This is a genomic window from Actinacidiphila acididurans (assembly GCF_016918855.1).
Lineage (GTDB): Bacteria > Actinomycetota > Actinomycetes > Streptomycetales > Streptomycetaceae > Actinacidiphila > Actinacidiphila acididurans.
This window is the reverse complement of record NZ_JADKYB010000003.1, coordinates 285,064-300,769: the sequence shown is the minus strand read 5'-3', so window position 1 is coordinate 300,769 and position 15,706 is coordinate 285,064. Positions and strand designations below refer to the sequence as shown.

The following is a 15,706-nucleotide window of genomic DNA, read 5'->3' as shown; positions in this document are numbered from 1 at the left end:
CTCGACGAACAACTCCCCGAAGAACTCACGGAAGCACTCACGGAAGAGAGCGGACATCACGTCATGACTCGGAGACTGGCGGAAGTCGCCAAGCGGGTGGGGGTCAGCGAGGCGACGGTGAGCCGGGTGCTGAACGGTAAGCCGGGGGTGTCGGACAGTACGCGGCAGGCGGTGCTGACGGCGCTTGATGTGCTGGGTTATGAGCGGCCGACTCAATTGCGGGGTGTGCGGGCGCGGTTGGTGGGTCTGGTGCTGCCCGAGCTGCAGAATCCGATCTTCCCGGCGCTGGCGGAGGTCGCGGGCGGCGCGCTGGTGCAGCTCGGCTTCACCCCCGTCCTCTGCACCCGCACCGCCGGCGGGCTCACCGAGGCGGAATACGTGACGATGCTGCTGGACCAGCAGGTCTCCGGCGTCATCTTCTGCGGCGGACTGAGCGCCGACGAGTACGGTGCGCTGCTCCGGCGGGGCGTGCCCGTCGTGCTGCTCAACGCCGCGGTCGACTACGCGGCGGTCCGGGCCGAGCGGCCGCTCGACCGCCCGCCCCATCCGTCTCATCCATCTCATCCGTCCCAGGACCGGCCGCATGACCCGCCGGCCCCCGCGGACCGCGGCCCGTACCGTCCCGGCGAGCGGCGCCAGGAGCGCGGGGCGATCCGGACACCCGGTTTTCCTCAGGTGTCGACGGATGATGTGGCCGCGGTCCAGCAGGCCTACGCCCACCTGACCTCGCTCGGCCACACCCGCATCGGACTGATGGTGGGTCCCGCCGACCACACCCCCTCCCGCCGCAAAGCCGCAGCCTTCACCGCCCTGGCCGACCGTGCACCCACCGGCCGCACCGCACACCCCATCGGCCACGCCATCTTCTCCTTCGAAGGCGGACAAGCCGTCGCCACCGACCTCATCACCACCGGCATCACCGCCCTCATCTGCGGCAGCGACGTCCTGGCCCTGGGCGCCATCCGCGCCGCCCGCCGACAAGGACTCACCGTCCCCCACCACCTGTCCGTCGTCGGCTACGACGACTCCGCCTTCATGAACTACACCGACCCACCCCTGACCACCCTGCGCCAACCCATCGAAGCCATGTCCCGCGCCGCCGTCACCCTCCTCACCAACCAGATCAACGGCACCAACCCCACCCCCACCGAACTCCTCCACGAACCCGAACTCGTCGTCCGACACTCCACCGCACCCCATCACCAGGGCACCCGGCTCCCCCACGCCGGCCTGCGCGCCGTCGGCACCGACTGACGGGCCGGCGGCAGGCGCAGGGCGGTCATGGCGGAACCACCGCGGGGCGGAACCTAGTCGAGCCGGGAGACCTGGTAGTGGGCGATGTACCAGTCGCCTTCGGAGCGTTCGAGTACGACGCCGAGGTTGACGTGCAGGGCGGGCCGCCGGTCGGTGAAGGAGAAGTCGACGGCCAGGTACCCGAGCACGAGGTCGTCGGAAAGTCGCCTGCTCTCCAGAACCCGATAGGCGGCGGACATGCCCACGGGCTGCGATGCGTAGTAGTCGACGACACCCTGCCGGCCCACGCTGTACGGGTGCAGCCCCTGGAAAACGGCGTCTTCGGTGAAGGCGGCGGCGACCCCGTGCGGCTCGTGGGCGTCGACGGCCGCCTTCCACCGGTCGAGGACGCCCCGCAGGATCGTTTCGGTGTTCGTCATGGTGTTCATGAGGGTTCTCCGGTCTGAGGGACAGGGGAAGGGAGACGACGGGCTCGGACGCTCAACTGCCGCTGCTGGGACGGGAGTTCAGTGGCCCGCGCTCATCCCTCCGTCGACGTGGAGGATCTCGCCGGTGACGAACGGGGCGTTCTCCAGGTAGATCACCGCGTCCACCACGTCACTCAACTCGCCCATCCGGCCGACCGGGTGCAGGGCGGCGAGAGCAGCGTGGGTCTCCTCGGGGTGCATGGGGGTCTTCACGGTGCCCGGGGACACGGCGTTGGCGCGGATGCCGCGAGCGGCGTATTCGATGGCGAGCGACTTGGTGGCGGACTGCAGGCCGCCCTTGGTCAGGGAGGCCAGCACCGACGGCACCCGGGCGTCGGCGTTGTCGACGAGGCTGGTGGTGACGTTCACGATGTGTCCGCCGCCCTGGGCGAGCATCCGCTCGACGGCCAGTTGCGTGATGCGGAAGAAGCCGGTGAGGTTGACCGCGGTCACGGCGGCGTACTCGTCCTGGCTGTAGTCGGTGAAGGGCTTGGCCACGAAGATGCCGGCGTTGTTGACCAGGGTGTCGACGCGGCCGAACCGTTCCATGGCGGCGGCGACGACACGCTCGGCGGTGGCGGGGTCGGCGATGTCGCCCTGGACGGTCAGAACGCCCGCGTCGTCGGACGGGGCGATGGTACGGGACGTGGCGACGACGGCGTAGCCGAGCTTGCGGTAGGCCTCGGCCAGTCCCGCGCCGATGCCCTGCGAGGCGCCGGTGATGACTGCGACCTTCTGGTGCTGAGAGTTCATGATGACCTTCGTCGGTGTGATGGCGGACGTACGGTCAACCGGTTCTCGCTACTAGCCGACCGGTCAACTATCCAGAACGTACGCTCCGCGCCGACGCGAAGGCAAAGGTCAGGGGCGGTCCGGCCAGGACCGGCTTCCTTCCAGCTGGGAGGCGTGGCCTCCCAGTGCAGGTCGTGCCGGTGCAGGTCGTGCCGGTGCAGGTCGTGCCGGTGCAGGTCGTACCTTGCAGGTCGCGGCCCGATGTCTAAAACCGGTGCGGGTCGTCGGCGGGCAGCCAGTCGTCGGGGGTGCGGATGCCGAGGTCGCCGACGTCGTCGCACAAGGCGTCGACAACGGCCAGGACGGCGGCGCGGTCCTCGTCGCGGCGCCGCACCAGGGACCAGGTCCAGTGGATCCGGGGCGCGACGACGGGCCGCCGGACGAGGTCGGGCGGCAGCTGGGTGGTCTGGCCCTTGGGCGAGTTGACGACCGGCCGGCGGCTGCGGCGGACGTGGTCGAAGAAAGCCGGGCCGGTGATGCCGCCGTCGGAGATGCGCGCCGCGCGGGCACCGGTGTCACGGGCGAGGTCTTCGGCGTACGCGTTCCAGGACGACCAGGAGGTGGTGTCGTCGTCCACGAGGACGGTCGTGTCACGGGCGGGCACGTCGCCGGTGTCCTTGCCGGTGGCGACGGCGTAGAGCCGGTCGGCGCCGAGCAGCCGGGCACTCAGGCCGAGCCGGTCCAGGTCAACGGTCCGCACCCAGCACACCGCGAGGTCCAGGCTGCCGTCGGCGACCCGGGCGGCCTGGGCGTGCGAGGGGGCGACCCATGCGTCGACGTGTACGTCGGCCACGGCGGACGTCCGGGCGACGAGGTCCGCGGGAAGCCAGTTGACGTAGCCGAGCCGGACCGGCTGCGACCCCGAAAGGCGCCGCGCACGCCGCTGGAGCTCGTCGGCCTGTTCCAGCAGGGCCCGGGTGTACGGGAGCAGGTCCGAGCCGGCCGGGGTGAGGGACACGGAACGGCGGTCACGGTCGAACAGCCGCACTCCCAGGTCGCGTTCGAGCGCCTTGATCTGCTGGGACAGCGACGGGCCGGCGATCAGGAGCCGCTCGGCGGCCCGGCCGAAGTTCAGTTCCTCGGCCACTGCCAGGAAGTAACGAAGTTGGCGCAGCTCCACGGCCGTCATGCTACGTCGCCGTGCCGGTGGGAGGCGCGTCCTCCCAGCAGGGAGGCGACCGGTCGTGGCGTGGCCCGGGGCGACGGCGGAGGATCGGAATCGGCCGGCCCGGCGTGACGCGGCGGCACCGTGACCCCTCGCCGTCCGGCCGGTACGTGGCGCCCCGGCCGCCCCGGCCCGGGCAGGCCGTCATCACCAGCGGTGTTCCGGCCCCCGCCGGACACCCGACGAGCGGAGCAGGTCATGCGGACCATGCGCGAGTTCCTGGTCGAGATCACGACCACCATTCCCGAGGGCACCAGCCAGGACGAGGTCGACCGGCGGCGGGCCGCCGAGGCGGTCCGGGCGAAGGAACTGGCCGCCGCCGGCCACCTCACGCGGTTGTGGCGCCCGGTCGGCGAGCGGCGCAGCATCGGCGTCTGGCGCGCAGCGGACGAGGACGAACTCCACGAAAAGGTGCTCGGCACGCTGCCGCTGCACCCGTGGATGACGCTCACCGTGACTGCGCTGGAGTCCCACCCCAACGACCCCGGCCGGCCCGACGGCACGTCGTGACGCCGCGGCGGTCGTTCGCACCGGCCGCCGCCGGCCCGCAGCTCCGCGCCCCGATACCCGTACGACCCGCAAGGACTTCGTCATGGCAGTACGCGCCCGGTGGGCGTCCCCGTCCCGGGGACCTCGCTCCCCCTGGCTGCACGTCACCCAAGCAGCCGCGGCACTGGCCGCGGGCATGGGTGTCGGCAGGTTCGTCTTCACCCCGATCCTGCCCCTGATGCACGCCCAGGCGGGGCTGTCCGCGGGCGCGGGCGCCGACCTGGCCACCGCCAACTACACCGGCTACCTCGCCGGAGCGCTGGCCGGCATCGCGGCGCCCGCGCTGCTCCGCTCACCCTTCCTCCTGCGCGGCTCCTTGATCGCGCTGACCGGCAGCCTGGCCGCGATGCCCGCCACCCACAGCACGGCGGTATGGATCGTGCTGCGGCTTCTGGCCGGAGCCGCCAGCGCCCTGATCTTCGTCATCGCCGTCAGCTCCCTCCACGGCCACCTGCGCGAGCAGCCGGCGCACCTGTCCGGCTGGGGCTTCGGCGGAGTGGGCGCCGGCATCGCCCTGTCCGGCCTCCTCGTGCTCGCCCTGCGCTCGGCTGCCGACTGGCGGGCCGCCTGGTGGGCCTCGGCAGCCCTCACCGCCGCCCTCACCCTCGCCTCGTGGCACCTGCGCCCCGAACCGGCTCCCGCGGCCGGAGCGGAACCGGGCCGGGCGGCGGCCCCCGCCGCTGCACCGGGCGCCCGTACACACCGCTGGTTCGGCGTCCTGCTCGCCTCCTACACCCTGGAAGGCATCGGCTACATCGTCGCCGGCACCTTCCTGGTCGCCGCGATCGAGCAGGGCTCACCGGGGTGGATCGGCAGCGGCGCCTGGGTGCTGGTCGGGCTGGCGGCCGTACCGTCCTCACCGCTGTGGGCCCGCCTGGGCCAGCGCCGGTCCCGCCCCGACGTGCTGTTCGTCGCGCTCGTCGTCCAGGCGGCCGGGATCGCCCTGCCGGCGCTGGTCGGCGGTGTGGCGGCCGCCCTCGCCTCCGCGCTCCTGTTCGGCGCCACCTTCATCGGGGTGAGCACGCTCGCCCTTGCCACCGGCGCCCACCTGCGGTTCCCCCGCTCGGTCGCCCTCCTGACCGCCGGCTACTCGGTCGGCCAGATCCTCGGCCCCCTGGTCGTCACCCCACTGCTCCGGCACGGCTACCACCAGGCCCTGCTGCTGGCCGCCGCCGTGGTCCTGGCGGCCGCCGCGGCCGCCGCCCTGTTGCGTATCGGCTTCCCCCACCACATGCCGACGGCGCGGTACGACGCCCCGGTACGGGGATCCGTACCGGCCGGGGCCACCGCGGACCCGGACACGGGCGGGGCCTGAGAGGCCGAGGTGAGGATGTCCGGTCCTGCGGTTCAGTCGCGGCCGGCTATGCCATCTCCTGCCGCGGCTCAGGGGAAGGGCGGCGGCCCGCACGACACGCCGCCGCCCTTGCGTGTCCAGCGCCTTGCGGCGGGTCCGGGTCAGGCCCGCGTGCGGCGGCGGCGCAGGGCCACGACGCCCAGTGCCCCGGCTCCGGCCAGGACGAAGGCGCCGGCCGCTGCGGCGAGCGTAGACGTCCCGCTGCTTCCGGTCCTGGCCAGCTGCGTACCGGTCGTGCCGGAGGTCGTGCCGGAGGTCGTGCCGGAGGTCGTGCCGGAGGTCGTGCCGGAGGTCGTGCCGGAGGTCGTGGAGGGGGCCTCGGTCGAGGCGGACGGCGAGGCGGAGGTGGAGGGGGTCGGGGTCGCGGAGGCGGTCGCGGTCGGGGTGGCCGCGCCCCCGGTGGATCCGGTGGAGCCCGCGGCGAGCACCGTCAAGGTCACGTTCTTTCCGCAGAGGCCGGTGCCGAGCAACGGTATTGACCCCTGGTTGACGAAAACGCAGGGCTCCAGGGTGACCTTCCCCGCAGGGGTGTCCTTGCGGTAGGCCACCCGGACCTTGGTGGCCGTGCTGCTGTGCGCCGCGAGGGAGGTGTCCTTGCCGCTCAGGTCGAACTGGTACACGTCCTCTCCCGCGTTGGAGGCGAGCGGCGTGAGGGTCTTCCAGGTCCCGGAGCGCAACACCTGCACGGAAGCGTAGTGGTTGGCGAGCAGCGTGTCCGTCAGGTTCGCGTACGCCGACGCGGTGGGGTTGGTCACCGTGGCCTCGAAGCGGACGGCGGGGCCGCCCGCCGTCACGGTGGTGGCGGCGCCGGACAGTCCGGTGATGAGGGGGTCGACCTTGATGGTGTCGTCGTCGGTGTCGACGGCCGCTCCGGAGGCGCCGTTGGAGACGAGAGTGGTCAGTTTCAGCTGCGAGACGCCGCCGTTCGTGTCGCCGTGGTGCGGGGTGCCCATGGGCACCCCTATGCGGAGCTGCACGGTGCGGGACCGGCCCGCGGCGAGCGGGAAGGTCTCGGGCAGATCGCCGGAGAACGTGTCGCCGGCCGCAGTCAGCGGCACTGTCTTCCAGGTCGTGCCGCTGAGCCGGTACTGCAGGCTCACGGCGTCCGGCATCAGACTGAGTGCCCCGTCGAGGCGGAAGGCCAGCCGCGCCGACGAGGTGTCGTAGGCGCCGGTGTTGGAGACCTTGGTGGTGAAGTCGACCGGCAGGCCGGCGAACCCCACCTCCGCGGGCGCGGCGGTGGCGACCGTCAGCTTCGGCGGCTGCGATCCGTCCGCGGAAGCGGCTGGCGCGAGGGCGAAACCTGCGGCGGCCAGCAGCAGTGCCGTCCCGGAGACTGCCCCCGACGAACGAACCCTTTGTGCAAACGTGTTCAACGTGTCCCCCCGGATACGTGTGTCGCGCGGTGTCGCCGCGCTCGGTGACGTCGGGCAGAGTGCCGTCGTCACGCACAGTTGGACCCGCCGGCCCGGCGGCCAGTTGTGCTCCGTTGTGTGACAGCCCTGTCACCGAAATGTCCGGGCCGGCGGGCTTGCGCCCCTCCTTCGCCCGGGTCCGCCCTCGTAGAGCGTCCTTGTGCCCTTACGCCACCCCGGCGGTCTCCCCCGATGCCTTGGCGCCGAGGATGGCGAGGCAGTTGCGCCACATCACGTTGAGACGCGTGCTGTCGTTGTAGAGCTTGGCGAAGAGGACCTGGCCTTCGAGCTGTGCGACAACGGCCCGGGCGGCGTCGCGGGTGTCCTCGGCGGTGATCTCTGCCCGCTGCCGGGCCTGCGCGACGACCTCCTGGACCATGTCGACCTGCGCGTCGAAGATCTCCTGCAGCCGTCCCCGTATGACTTCGGTGTGGTTGCTCAGCTCCAGGCTCAGGTTCCCGAACATGCAGCCCAGTACGGTGCCGCAGCTCTCCTGCCCGGCACGCTGGCCAGCCTCGGTCTCCTCGAACAGCAGCCGCAGCCGGTCGAGCGGGGCGCCGTCACCGGTCAGGACGCGCTCCCAGTCCTTGCGCTGCATCGCCCAGTGCTCGTCGAGAACGGCCAGGCCGAGCGCCTCTTTCGACTCGAAGAAGTAGTAGAAACTGCCCTTCGGCACGCCTGCCGCCTTGCAGATCTCGGCGGTGCCCAGGGCCGAGTAGCCCCGCTGCGCCATGAGCGACCGGGCGGCGCCGAGAATCTTCTCCCTGGCATTGCTGGTACGTCCCACGTCGTGAGTATACGACCGATCGACTACTCGGCCGCGCGGGCCGGGCCGTCACCGCGTACGGTCGGCCCGCCCCGGGTCGTTCGGGTGCGATTCGAGCGGGGTGACGTGGGCCGTCATCCACGGATGCAGCGGCAGCGTGCCGAGCACCTTTTCGTGGAGTTCGTCCTCGTCCGCTGCGCGCCAGACGCCGATGCTGCGCCGCTCGCCGACCGGGCGCCACAACCGCGCCAGGTGTCCCGTCGACGCCAGTTCCTTCGCCCGGACCGCCTCGGCGGCCCGCCGCCGGTCGACCTCGTCCTGGCTGGTGCCCTCGGGAATGGTGGTCGTGATCTCGACCAAGAACTCGCGCATGCTTGTCGCTCCGCTCGAGTGTCCGCCTCGGGTCTCTGTCCACCCTATTGACTCCCGCCGCGGACCGCGATCTTGCCGGGCCCGCACGGTAGCGTGGCGATCATGGCGGACTGGGACATGCGGCCGGCTCAGGCGTCGGACGTCGAGGCCGTGGCCGAGTTGCGGGCGGTGGTGCTGCGCGCGGATCTGGAACGGCTGGGGCGGTACGACGGGCAGCGGGTGCGGCAGCGGCTGCGGGACGGATTCGACCCGGCCCACACCTGGGTGATCGAGGTGGGCGGTGCGTTCGCCGGCTGCGTGGCGCTGCGGCCGGCCGAGGACGCCCACTGGCTGGAGCACTTCTATCTGGTCCCGCACCTTCAGGGCAGCGGTATCGGTTCGGGCGTACTGCGCCGGTTGCTGGAACGATGTGACCGCCGCGGTGTCCTCGTACGGTTGAACGTGCTCCAGGGCAGTGCGGCCCGACGGCTGTACGAGCGGCACGGATTCTCGGCGGAGAGCGAGGACCGGGTGGACGTGTTCATGGTGCGCAAGCCGGACTGACACATGTCGGGGCTGCGGGAAGGACCGCCGGTCACTCAGCAGTGGCACCGGAGACGTACGACGACGCAGTCCTCGTCGAGTGCGTCGAGATACGCCGTGGACGTGCGGGCGTAGGCGGCCCGGGGCCCGTCGGCCGCCCTGTGATGTTTACGGCGTCAGGCCGGCCGTTCGGTGCCCGCTCCCGCCGCCGGCGTATCCGCGCCGGGCTCCGCCGGGACGACGTGGCCGGGCGGGGTGGTGACGAAAGTGAGCGCGGCCAGGAAATCGTCGAAGGCCTGGTCGGCTCGCCCCGTATCACCCGTGGCATCGAGGTCCATGATGAGACCGCGGACGACGGCGAGCACGAGGGTGCCCAGTTCGGGGCGGCCGATACTGCGCATGCCGTCTTCGAAGGGCTGCAGCCAGTCCGTGGTGGCCTCGCGACGGAAGTCCGGCCACAGCCGTTGCCCGGCGCTCTCGCGGAGCCTGCCGAACATGCTGAGGTACGGGCGGCCGTCCGGACCGGTCATGACCTGCCAGGCCCGTCGCAAAGTGCTCAGGTAGGGCTCGTCGGATCGCGGGGAGACCAGATCGCCGAAGAAATCGCGCTGGCGCTGCCGTGCCCTCCGCAGGGTTTCCCGCAGCAGGGCGTCGCGGGTTCCGAAGTGGTAGATCAGCATCCGCGCCGAGGTTCCCGACGCCGCCGCGAACGGCTCCAGGCGGTCGGGCAGTCCGTGGGCGAGTGCGTGGTCGACGCAGGCGTCGAGTATCCGGTCGCGGATCTCGGGTTGTTTGTGCCGTCCCATCCCCACACTTTTTCACGTAACCGGCACTACGTCTAACGTTGATCCAGGTGGCCGGGACACCGGATCGAGACCGAATCAAGGAGGAAAGATGCGTGTGGTCTTCGTGCACGGGGCGTGTGTTCGTGACGGGTCGTGGTGGTGGCATCCGACCGCGGCCGTCCTGCGGGAGCGCGGCATCGCCAGCGTCGCCCCGGCGCTGCCGAGCTGCGGCGAGGGCGACCGGCCGGCCGGACCGCTGGGCCCGGGACTGCCGGAGGACGTCGCCGCGGTGCGCGCCGTCCTGACCGATTCGGACGAGCCGACCGTGGTCGTCGCGCACAGCTACGGCGGCATCGTCACCGCCGAGGCCGCGGCGGGCGTCGCCGCGGTGCGCCACCTGGTGCTGGTGTCCAGCTACCTGCCCGAGGCCGGCGAGTCACTGTCGACGTTCGGCGCCGACACACCCCCGCCGTTCCTGGACTTCGACCCGGACAGCGGCACCTTCGGCGCCCGGCCCGAACTGTTCGCCCGGACCTTCGCCCAGGACTGCCCGCCGGACATCGTCCGCGACGCGGCCACCCGCCTGGCCCGGCAGACGCTGGCCGTGACCCAGCAGCCGGTACGGGCCGCGGCATGGCACGACCTGCCCACGACGTATGTGGTGTGCAGCGAGGACCGAGGCACCCCCGCGGCGGCGCAACGTGAATTCTCCCACCGCGCCGACAAGGTCGTCGAGGTGACGGCGGGCCACCACCCCTTCCTGTCCCAGCCGCAGACCGTCGCCGACATCATCACGAGCCTGGCGTGACCGCCCGGCTCCTGGTCAGGCAGAAAGGATGCCCGGCCGGGTCGGTGAACACCCGCCACCGGTCACCCCCCGACTGATCCTCCGGCTTGACCGCACCCAGCTCCAGCACCAGGGCTTCGGCCTCGTCGAGGTCGTCGACGGTGAAGTCGAGGTGCACTTGCTGCGGCGTGGTCTGGCCGGGCCACTGCGGGGCCCGGTAGTCGTCGACCCGCTGGAAGCCGATGAAGAGTCCGTCTTCGCGGGTGAGGCCGGCGAAGTCGCCGTCGGACTTCGGGTGGAGCTCGAACCCGGTGGCCCGTTGGTAGAACGCGGCCAGCGCCTCGGGATCGGACTCGGGTGCTGTGACACCGTAGTGATCGGCTGCACGCTTCGCGACCCGATTCTCAATGGCGGTCCGACAGGGAGTGGGCGCTCGGCGGCGGCTCAGCTGCCTCCACGATCGCCGACACCACCGCGTCGGGGGTTTCCAGCTGCGGCATGTGGCCCGTGCGGGGCAGCACGTCGAAGTGTGCGCCGGGGATCGCCTCGGCGAAGGCACGGCCGTAGGCGGGGGTGACGATCTCGTCGCTTTCGCCCCAGAGCACGAGGGTGGGGAGGGTCAGGTCGCGCAACCGCGTGCGCAGGGTCGGGTCGGTCATGGTGCCGGCGTAGACCTGGAGTGCGGCGCGGTTGGCGGCCGCGGCGGCCCGCTGGCCTTCGTCCAGGGTGGTGGGGTCGATACGGAAGGGGGCCGGGTCGTGGAAGCTGAGCGCCATGATCTGATCGGGCGTCATGCCCGACACGTCGGTCACCGGGTGGTCGGGGACGTCGATGCCGACCGGGTCGAGGAGGACGATGCCGCTGACCCGGGGTGAGTTCAGCAGTCCGATCTCGGCCGCGATCCAGCCGCCGAGGGAATTCCCGATGACGGTGACGTCGTCGAGGCCGAGCTCGTCGAGCAGCGCCGCGTAGAGGCCGGCGAGCCCGGGGACGCCGTCGAGCGCCTGGGGGCGGTCGGTGGCGGCGAAGCCGGGGTGGACCGGTGCGATCACCCGGACTCCCGCCCGGCGGGCGAGCAGGCCCGCGAAGCCGGCGACCGACTGGGGGCCGGCGCCGCCGTGCAGGACCAGGAAGGCCCGGCCCCGGCCCTGTTCCTGGAAGGTGAGCGGAACCTCGACCGACTTGTCCGCGGCCAAGGCGACAACGGTGTTCCGCGTGGTGACAGGCGTGCTCATCATGCCCTCCGGATTCCGTACGACTCATCGCTTGTCGTGAGAGGCGCCCCTCACGAAGTCGAAGGTAGTCACCCCCGTCATGCGAGTCAACTCTCACGATGAGGGGGTACCCTTCCGGAGTCAGCTTTTCGACGCAGGAGGAAGTCATGGACAGGCTTTCCGTGGTCGGCCCCGACGGCGGGGAAACGATCCAGCTGGGGCCCACCCGCATGCGCATACTCGAGGACGGCGGCACCACCGGGCACCGCCTGGGGATCGGGGAGATCACGATCGCCCCGCACACGCAGGGCCCGCCGCAGCACCGCCACGCCGAGCACGACGAGGGCTTCTACGTCGTGTCCGGCACGGTGCACTTCACCGTCGGCGCGACGACCTACGAGGCTCCGGCCGGCACCCTCGCGATGATTCCGCCGGGCACCCCGCACACCTTCGCCAACCGCGGCGACACACCCGCGGTGGTGCTGAACACGTTCACACCGGACCTGTACGTCCGGTACTTCCACGACCTGCGGGACATGATCGCGTCCGGTCAGGAACTCACACCGGATACGACCGTGACGGCCATGAGCCGCTACGCCACGGTCCCCTCGACCGACTTCGCGTAGGAGCAGCGAAAGGCGGCGGTCAGTCGGCGGCCCTGTCCCGCGGAGCGGTGAGGCGGCGGCGGGGCCGCGCGGCCGGCGCGTCGCACTTCTCCAGCGACGCCCGGGCCAGGCTCGTCGCGGTGCGCACCAGGCTGGCCACGGCCTCCTCGGGCGGCAGGCCGTACAGATCGGTCAGGCTGAACAGCGCCTCCGCGCTCACGACGACGGACAGGTCGCGCCTGAGCTGCTCCAGCGCCTCGGCGCCGAGCGCCGCCGAGCCGTCCGTCAGGGGGGAAAGGGCGTAGTCGATCAGGCCGAACCGCAGCCCCGGGCGGCGGGTGGAGCGCTCCGGCCGGGTGATGGTGCCGGCGATCATCGCGCGGACCACTCCTTGCCGGCGCAGTACGTGCCGCAGCAGGTATTCCGTGGCCGCCGCGACGCGTTCGACCACGTCCCCGGACTGCGCGACCGAGCGCAGCGCGTCCTCGGGAGAGGGGACGTACCCGACGATCGCTTCCTCCAGCAGACTGCTCAGGTCGGGGAAATAGCGGTAGGCGGTGGCTTCGGACACCAACGCGGCCTTGGCGATCTCGGCCATGTTCACGTCTCGCCCGGACTCGCTGAGTTCGGCCGCCGCCTGGACGATCGCCCGGCGCGTGCGCAGTTTCTGGTTGACCCGCCCGCCCTCCGTGCCCGGCGATGCCATACCCGCTCCCCTCCCTATGATGCGACTTGCCCCGCAATAGTAGAGCCTACTCGCAGGACGCGAGGAGTGGACAGTCGTACACCGGAAAGCGGCTGGTCCCGATCTGTCGGGTCGGGGCAGGTCACGGCGGCGCGGGGCCGGGGGCGGACCGGCCGCGGCGGCCGGTCCGCTCCATCACCTCGGCGGAGCCGCCCGCTCCGTCACCTCGGCAACGCCGGTCCGGCCGGCGGTCAGGACCAGTCGATCGGGCCGTCGCGGTCGATGAACCGTCCCGAGCCGGCGCCGGGGCCTTCGGTCGCGAGAAGGACGATCGCGTCGGTGCCTTCCGTCACGGTCTGCGGGCCGCTGTGGCCGTTGAGGTCGGTGGCCGTGTAGCCGGGGTCGGCGGCGTTGACCCGGATGTCCTTCAGGCCCTTGGCGTATTGGGTGGTCAACATGGTGAGGGCCGCCTTCGAGGATGTGTAAAGGGGCGCCACGACCGAGGACTCGACCCGCGACGGGTCGTGGGTGATGGCGAGCGACCCCATTCCGCTGCTGACGTTGACGACGACGGGGTCCGCGGACCGGCGCAGCAGCGGCAGGAAGGCGGTGGTCGTGCGGACCACGCCGAAGAGGTTGACGTCGAAGACGGCGAGGGCGTCCGCGCCGGTCAGGTCGTCCGGGTCGCCGTGCGGGCCGTGGACGCCGGCGTTGTTGATCAGGACGTCGACCACGCCTTCGTGCGCGGCGACATCGGCGGCCGCGGCGACGACGGAGGCGTCGTCGGCGACGTCGATACGGACGAAGCGCGCGCCCAGCGTCGCAGCGGCCTCCGCGCCCCGCTCCGGGTCGCGGGCTCCCAGGATCACGGTGTGACCGAGGGCGATCAGGCGGCGGGCGGTCTCGTGGCCGAGCCCTTTGTTGGCTCCGGTGATGAACGTAGTGGTCATGTCTCGATCGTCGCGCCGCGCCGGTGGCCTGCCCAGGGACGCCTCGACCGTAGGAAGAGCGGTACCACCTCGGGGGCAGCGGTACCACCTCGGGGGCGCAGTGCGGCAGGATGGACGGCATGGCGACGAAAGAGGCGGCCGGGCTGGGTGCGACGATCCGCGCCTGGCGGGAGCGGCTGTCCCCGCCGACTACGGGGCTGCCCTCCGGCCGCACCCGCCGCGCGGCCGGGCTGCGCCGGGAGGAGCTGGCCGAACGCGCCGGCGTATCGGTCGATTACGTGGTGCGCCTGGAGCAGGGGCGGGCCACGACCCCGTCGGCCCAGGTCGTCGCCTCCCTCGCCCGCGCCCTGCGGCTGACCGCGACCATCTCTACCGCATGGCCGGGCTGGTCCCCCCGAACGACGCCCCGATCCCCGATCGCATCCCGCCGGGCGTGCAGCGCGTGCTGAACCGGCTCGGGGACGTCGCGGTCGCCGTGTTCGCCGCGGACTGGCAGATGATCTGGTGGAACCCCGGGTGGGTGGGACTGCTCGGCGATCCGTCGCTGTCGCCGCCGGAACTGCGCAACTTCGCCCGGGAGAGGTTCCCGATCGGCCTCGGGCAGGTACGCGTCTCCCTGTGGCCGGTGTCGGTGCAGAGCCCCGACGAATCGGACCTCGCCATCGTGTCCGACCTGCGCCGCGCCACCGGCCGCTTTCCCCATGACGCACGCCTGGCGGAGCTGATCCATGAGCTCACCGAGGGCAATCCGACCTTCGCGCGGCTGTGGGCGAGCGGCACGGTGGCCGCGCATCGCGAGGACCGCAAGACCGTGGAGCACCCCGAGGTCGGGCCGGTCCACGTGGACTGCGATGTACTGACGGACGGCGATTCCGAGCTCAAGATCGTGATCCTGACCGCGTCGCCCGGCAGCGCGGACGAGGCGAAGTTCAAGCACGCCCTGGGTGCGGGCGTCGGCAGCGCCCCGGCCCCCGCTTTCTGACCGGGCGGCGCCGCCGGCCCGCGGTGCTCACCGGTCGGTGGACCGCCAGAGGATCTCGCCGTCGGTCATCTCGTCGGTCTCGCTCAGTCCGAGGGCCCGGGCGATGCCGATGGACGCCTTGTGCCCGGGGTGGATGTGAGCGGTCAGCCCGTCCACGCCGTGCGTGCCGAGCCAGTCGGCCATGGCCCGCGCGCTCTCGCGGCCGTAGCCGTTGCCCTGGTGGTCGACGCCGATCACCCAGGCGAGTTCGGCCTCGGTGCGGCCCGGAGCGGGGTGGTACAGGGTGGCCTGCACGGTGCCGACCAGTTGCCCGTCCGTCAGGCGGCGCAGCATCCAGTTCAGCCAGCCGTGGCTGCCGTCCGGCGACTGCCCGGCCGACTGGCGCAGGTATTTCGCCTCGAGTTCCTCCAGCGTGCACGGTGTGCCGCCGGTCCAGGTGTGCAGTCGCTCGTCGTCGAAGACCGAGACGGCCTCCCGCGCGTGTTCGACGCGCAGTGGCTCCAGGTGGAGCCGGGGCGTTGTGAGGGGTGCGGCGGTCGGCCAGATGGCGATGTCGGACACGCGGAAGATCGTATCGACTGTGCCGCCGGTGGCCCGGCGAGATCGAGCGACTCGCGGCCGAAAACGGTGCTGTCCATGTCAACACCGCACCGCTACGTTGAACAGTCGTTGCACCTTGGACGTGATCACGTCATTCGTCCGACATCTGGAGGCGCACCCGTGGCAACCAGTCCCGAAATCGCCACGTCGCCCGATCCCCAACTGGACGCCGAACTCGACGCCGCGGCGCTCGAGGCGGCGCTCCCGACACTCACCGAGAAGCTCGGCAGCCTCTCCGCGACGCTCACCGAGGACGAGCGCGCGGTGCTCAGCAGCATCGTGACCTCGGCGAGCCTGCACCTGAAGGAGCTGCAGAACATCAACGCCGAGGCCGAGTACATCTACTCGAAGCCGATCTCGGCCGCCGCCACCCCGACCATCCGGGAGCAGCTGCTCGACCTGCCCGAGGTGCTCGGCTTCACCGAGTAGCGGCGCGAAGGCC

Annotated in this window: 19 protein-coding genes and 1 pseudogene; 8 read left to right on the top strand and 12 right to left on the bottom strand. The window is 71.7% G+C overall.

Annotated elements, in window-relative coordinates; translation table 11 throughout:
- Nucleotides 1-63 precede the first annotated feature (63 nt).
- Nucleotides 64-1,254, top strand: coding sequence for a LacI family DNA-binding transcriptional regulator (locus ITX44_RS06770; protein WP_236060157.1), 1,191 nt, complete (start codon nucleotides 64-66; stop codon nucleotides 1,252-1,254).
- Nucleotides 1,255-1,307: 53 nt separating this feature from the next.
- On the opposite strand, the gene ITX44_RS06765 is transcribed toward ITX44_RS06770, so the two are convergent.
- The 3 genes from ITX44_RS06765 to ITX44_RS06755 form a co-directional block, all read right to left on the bottom strand.
- Nucleotides 1,308-1,682, bottom strand: coding sequence for an SgcJ/EcaC family oxidoreductase (locus tag ITX44_RS06765; RefSeq protein ID WP_205356106.1), 375 nt, complete (start codon nucleotides 1,680-1,682; stop codon nucleotides 1,308-1,310).
- Between the two features lie 78 nt (nucleotides 1,683-1,760).
- A complete protein-coding gene (locus tag ITX44_RS06760; protein ID WP_205356105.1) occupies nucleotides 1,761-2,474 on the bottom strand; it encodes an SDR family NAD(P)-dependent oxidoreductase in 714 nt (237 codons plus the stop codon).
- Nucleotides 2,475-2,718: 244 nt separating this feature from the next.
- Complete coding sequence (locus tag ITX44_RS06755; RefSeq protein WP_236060156.1) at nucleotides 2,719-3,642, bottom strand: LysR family transcriptional regulator; 924 nt, start codon at nucleotides 3,640-3,642, stop codon at nucleotides 2,719-2,721.
- A gap of 243 nt (nucleotides 3,643-3,885) precedes the next feature.
- Between ITX44_RS06755 and ITX44_RS06750 the strand changes: the two genes are divergently transcribed.
- Together ITX44_RS06750 and ITX44_RS06745 are read left to right on the top strand one after the other, a co-directional pair.
- Entirely contained in the window at nucleotides 3,886-4,188 is a 303-nt protein-coding gene (locus ITX44_RS06750; protein WP_205356305.1) for a muconolactone Delta-isomerase family protein, read from the top strand.
- An 82-nt stretch (nucleotides 4,189-4,270) separates the two neighbouring features.
- A complete protein-coding gene (locus ITX44_RS06745; protein ID WP_205356104.1) occupies nucleotides 4,271-5,542 on the top strand; it encodes a YbfB/YjiJ family MFS transporter in 1,272 nt (423 codons plus the stop codon).
- A gap of 140 nt (nucleotides 5,543-5,682) precedes the next feature.
- On the opposite strand, the gene ITX44_RS06740 is transcribed toward ITX44_RS06745, so the two are convergent.
- The 3 genes from ITX44_RS06740 to ITX44_RS06730 form a co-directional block, all read right to left on the bottom strand.
- Nucleotides 5,683-6,957 (bottom strand): hypothetical protein, encoded by a 1,275-nt coding sequence (locus ITX44_RS06740; protein ID WP_205356103.1) that lies wholly within the window; start codon nucleotides 6,955-6,957, stop codon nucleotides 5,683-5,685.
- A 205-nt stretch (nucleotides 6,958-7,162) separates the two neighbouring features.
- Nucleotides 7,163-7,783, bottom strand: coding sequence for a TetR/AcrR family transcriptional regulator (locus ITX44_RS06735; RefSeq protein ID WP_205356102.1), 621 nt, complete (start codon nucleotides 7,781-7,783; stop codon nucleotides 7,163-7,165).
- A gap of 48 nt (nucleotides 7,784-7,831) precedes the next feature.
- Complete coding sequence (locus ITX44_RS06730) at nucleotides 7,832-8,134, bottom strand: muconolactone Delta-isomerase family protein (RefSeq protein WP_205356101.1); 303 nt, start codon at nucleotides 8,132-8,134, stop codon at nucleotides 7,832-7,834.
- A gap of 102 nt (nucleotides 8,135-8,236) precedes the next feature.
- On the opposite strand from ITX44_RS06730, the gene ITX44_RS06725 reads away from it, so the two are divergent.
- A complete protein-coding gene (locus tag ITX44_RS06725; RefSeq protein WP_205356100.1) occupies nucleotides 8,237-8,677 on the top strand; it encodes a GNAT family N-acetyltransferase in 441 nt (146 codons plus the stop codon).
- Between the two features lie 155 nt (nucleotides 8,678-8,832).
- Here the strand turns inward: ITX44_RS06725 and ITX44_RS06720 are convergent, their stop codons facing one another.
- Entirely contained in the window at nucleotides 8,833-9,462 is a 630-nt protein-coding gene (locus tag ITX44_RS06720) for a TetR/AcrR family transcriptional regulator (protein WP_236060155.1), read from the bottom strand.
- Nucleotides 9,463-9,550: 88 nt separating this feature from the next.
- Here ITX44_RS06720 and ITX44_RS06715 point away from each other — a divergent pair, with 88 nt between their 5' ends.
- Nucleotides 9,551-10,249 carry an alpha/beta hydrolase gene (locus tag ITX44_RS06715; RefSeq protein ID WP_205356099.1) on the top strand — a complete coding sequence of 233 codons (699 nt, stop codon included), beginning with the start codon at nucleotides 9,551-9,553 and terminating at the stop codon, nucleotides 10,247-10,249.
- Here the strand turns inward: ITX44_RS06715 and ITX44_RS06710 are convergent.
- Nucleotides 10,233-10,637 carry a VOC family protein gene (locus tag ITX44_RS06710; RefSeq protein WP_205356304.1) on the bottom strand — a complete coding sequence of 135 codons (405 nt, stop codon included), beginning with the start codon at nucleotides 10,635-10,637 and terminating at the stop codon, nucleotides 10,233-10,235. The genes ITX44_RS06715 and ITX44_RS06710 overlap by 17 nt on opposite strands.
- Nucleotides 10,633-11,466, bottom strand: a complete 834-nt coding sequence (locus tag ITX44_RS06705; RefSeq protein ID WP_236060154.1) for an alpha/beta fold hydrolase — start codon at nucleotides 11,464-11,466, stop codon at nucleotides 10,633-10,635. The genes ITX44_RS06710 and ITX44_RS06705 overlap by 5 nt, the downstream gene beginning before the upstream one ends.
- Before the next feature lie 143 nt (nucleotides 11,467-11,609).
- On the opposite strand from ITX44_RS06705, the gene ITX44_RS06700 reads away from it, so the two are divergent.
- Nucleotides 11,610-12,068, top strand: a complete 459-nt coding sequence (locus ITX44_RS06700; RefSeq protein WP_205356098.1) for a cupin domain-containing protein — start codon at nucleotides 11,610-11,612, stop codon at nucleotides 12,066-12,068.
- Between the two features lie 19 nt (nucleotides 12,069-12,087).
- On the opposite strand, the gene ITX44_RS06695 is transcribed toward ITX44_RS06700, so the two are convergent.
- Both ITX44_RS06695 and ITX44_RS06690 read right to left on the bottom strand, forming a co-directional pair.
- The gene (locus ITX44_RS06695) at nucleotides 12,088-12,753 is read right to left on the bottom strand and encodes a TetR/AcrR family transcriptional regulator (RefSeq protein ID WP_205356097.1); all 666 of its coding nucleotides are present in this window, start codon (nucleotides 12,751-12,753) and stop codon (nucleotides 12,088-12,090) included.
- Between the two features lie 230 nt (nucleotides 12,754-12,983).
- Nucleotides 12,984-13,682, bottom strand: coding sequence for an SDR family NAD(P)-dependent oxidoreductase (locus tag ITX44_RS06690; protein ID WP_205356096.1), 699 nt, complete (start codon nucleotides 13,680-13,682; stop codon nucleotides 12,984-12,986).
- 110 nt (nucleotides 13,683-13,792) lie between these two features.
- Between ITX44_RS06690 and ITX44_RS06685 the strand changes: the two are divergent.
- A pseudogene (locus ITX44_RS06685) lies at nucleotides 13,793-14,664 on the top strand (helix-turn-helix domain-containing protein).
- Nucleotides 14,665-14,691: 27 nt separating this feature from the next.
- Here the strand turns inward: ITX44_RS06685 and ITX44_RS06680 are convergent.
- Nucleotides 14,692-15,225, bottom strand: a complete 534-nt coding sequence (locus ITX44_RS06680) for a GNAT family N-acetyltransferase (RefSeq protein ID WP_205356095.1) — start codon at nucleotides 15,223-15,225, stop codon at nucleotides 14,692-14,694.
- Nucleotides 15,226-15,384: 159 nt separating this feature from the next.
- On the opposite strand from ITX44_RS06680, the gene ITX44_RS06675 reads away from it, so the two are divergent.
- A complete protein-coding gene (locus ITX44_RS06675; protein WP_205356094.1) occupies nucleotides 15,385-15,693 on the top strand; it encodes a hypothetical protein in 309 nt (102 codons plus the stop codon).
- Nucleotides 15,694-15,706 lie beyond the last annotated feature (13 nt).

Bases quoted from the DNA above. Each gene is read 5' to 3' on its own strand.
- ITX44_RS06770 (WP_236060157.1), top strand. From the start codon at position 64: ATGACTCGGAGACTGGCGGAAGTCGCCAAGCGGGTGGGGGTCAGCGAG.
- ITX44_RS06765 (WP_205356106.1), bottom strand. From the start codon at position 1,682: ATGAACACCATGACGAACACCGAAACGATCCTGCGGGGCGTCCTCGAC.
- ITX44_RS06760 (WP_205356105.1), bottom strand. From the start codon at position 2,474: ATGAACTCTCAGCACCAGAAGGTCGCAGTCATCACCGGCGCCTCGCAG.
- ITX44_RS06755 (WP_236060156.1), bottom strand. From the start codon at position 3,642: ATGACGGCCGTGGAGCTGCGCCAACTTCGTTACTTCCTGGCAGTGGCC.
- ITX44_RS06750 (WP_205356305.1), top strand. From the start codon at position 3,886: ATGCGCGAGTTCCTGGTCGAGATCACGACCACCATTCCCGAGGGCACC.
- ITX44_RS06745 (WP_205356104.1), top strand. From the start codon at position 4,271: ATGGCAGTACGCGCCCGGTGGGCGTCCCCGTCCCGGGGACCTCGCTCC.
- ITX44_RS06730 (WP_205356101.1), bottom strand. From the start codon at position 8,134: ATGCGCGAGTTCTTGGTCGAGATCACGACCACCATTCCCGAGGGCACC.
- ITX44_RS06725 (WP_205356100.1), top strand. From the start codon at position 8,237: ATGGCGGACTGGGACATGCGGCCGGCTCAGGCGTCGGACGTCGAGGCC.
- ITX44_RS06720 (WP_236060155.1), bottom strand. From the start codon at position 9,462: ATGGGACGGCACAAACAACCCGAGATCCGCGACCGGATACTCGACGCC.
- ITX44_RS06715 (WP_205356099.1), top strand. From the start codon at position 9,551: ATGCGTGTGGTCTTCGTGCACGGGGCGTGTGTTCGTGACGGGTCGTGG.
- ITX44_RS06705 (WP_236060154.1), bottom strand. From the start codon at position 11,466: ATGATGAGCACGCCTGTCACCACGCGGAACACCGTTGTCGCCTTGGCC.
- ITX44_RS06700 (WP_205356098.1), top strand. From the start codon at position 11,610: ATGGACAGGCTTTCCGTGGTCGGCCCCGACGGCGGGGAAACGATCCAG.
- ITX44_RS06695 (WP_205356097.1), bottom strand. From the start codon at position 12,753: ATGGCATCGCCGGGCACGGAGGGCGGGCGGGTCAACCAGAAACTGCGC.
- ITX44_RS06690 (WP_205356096.1), bottom strand. From the start codon at position 13,682: ATGACCACTACGTTCATCACCGGAGCCAACAAAGGGCTCGGCCACGAG.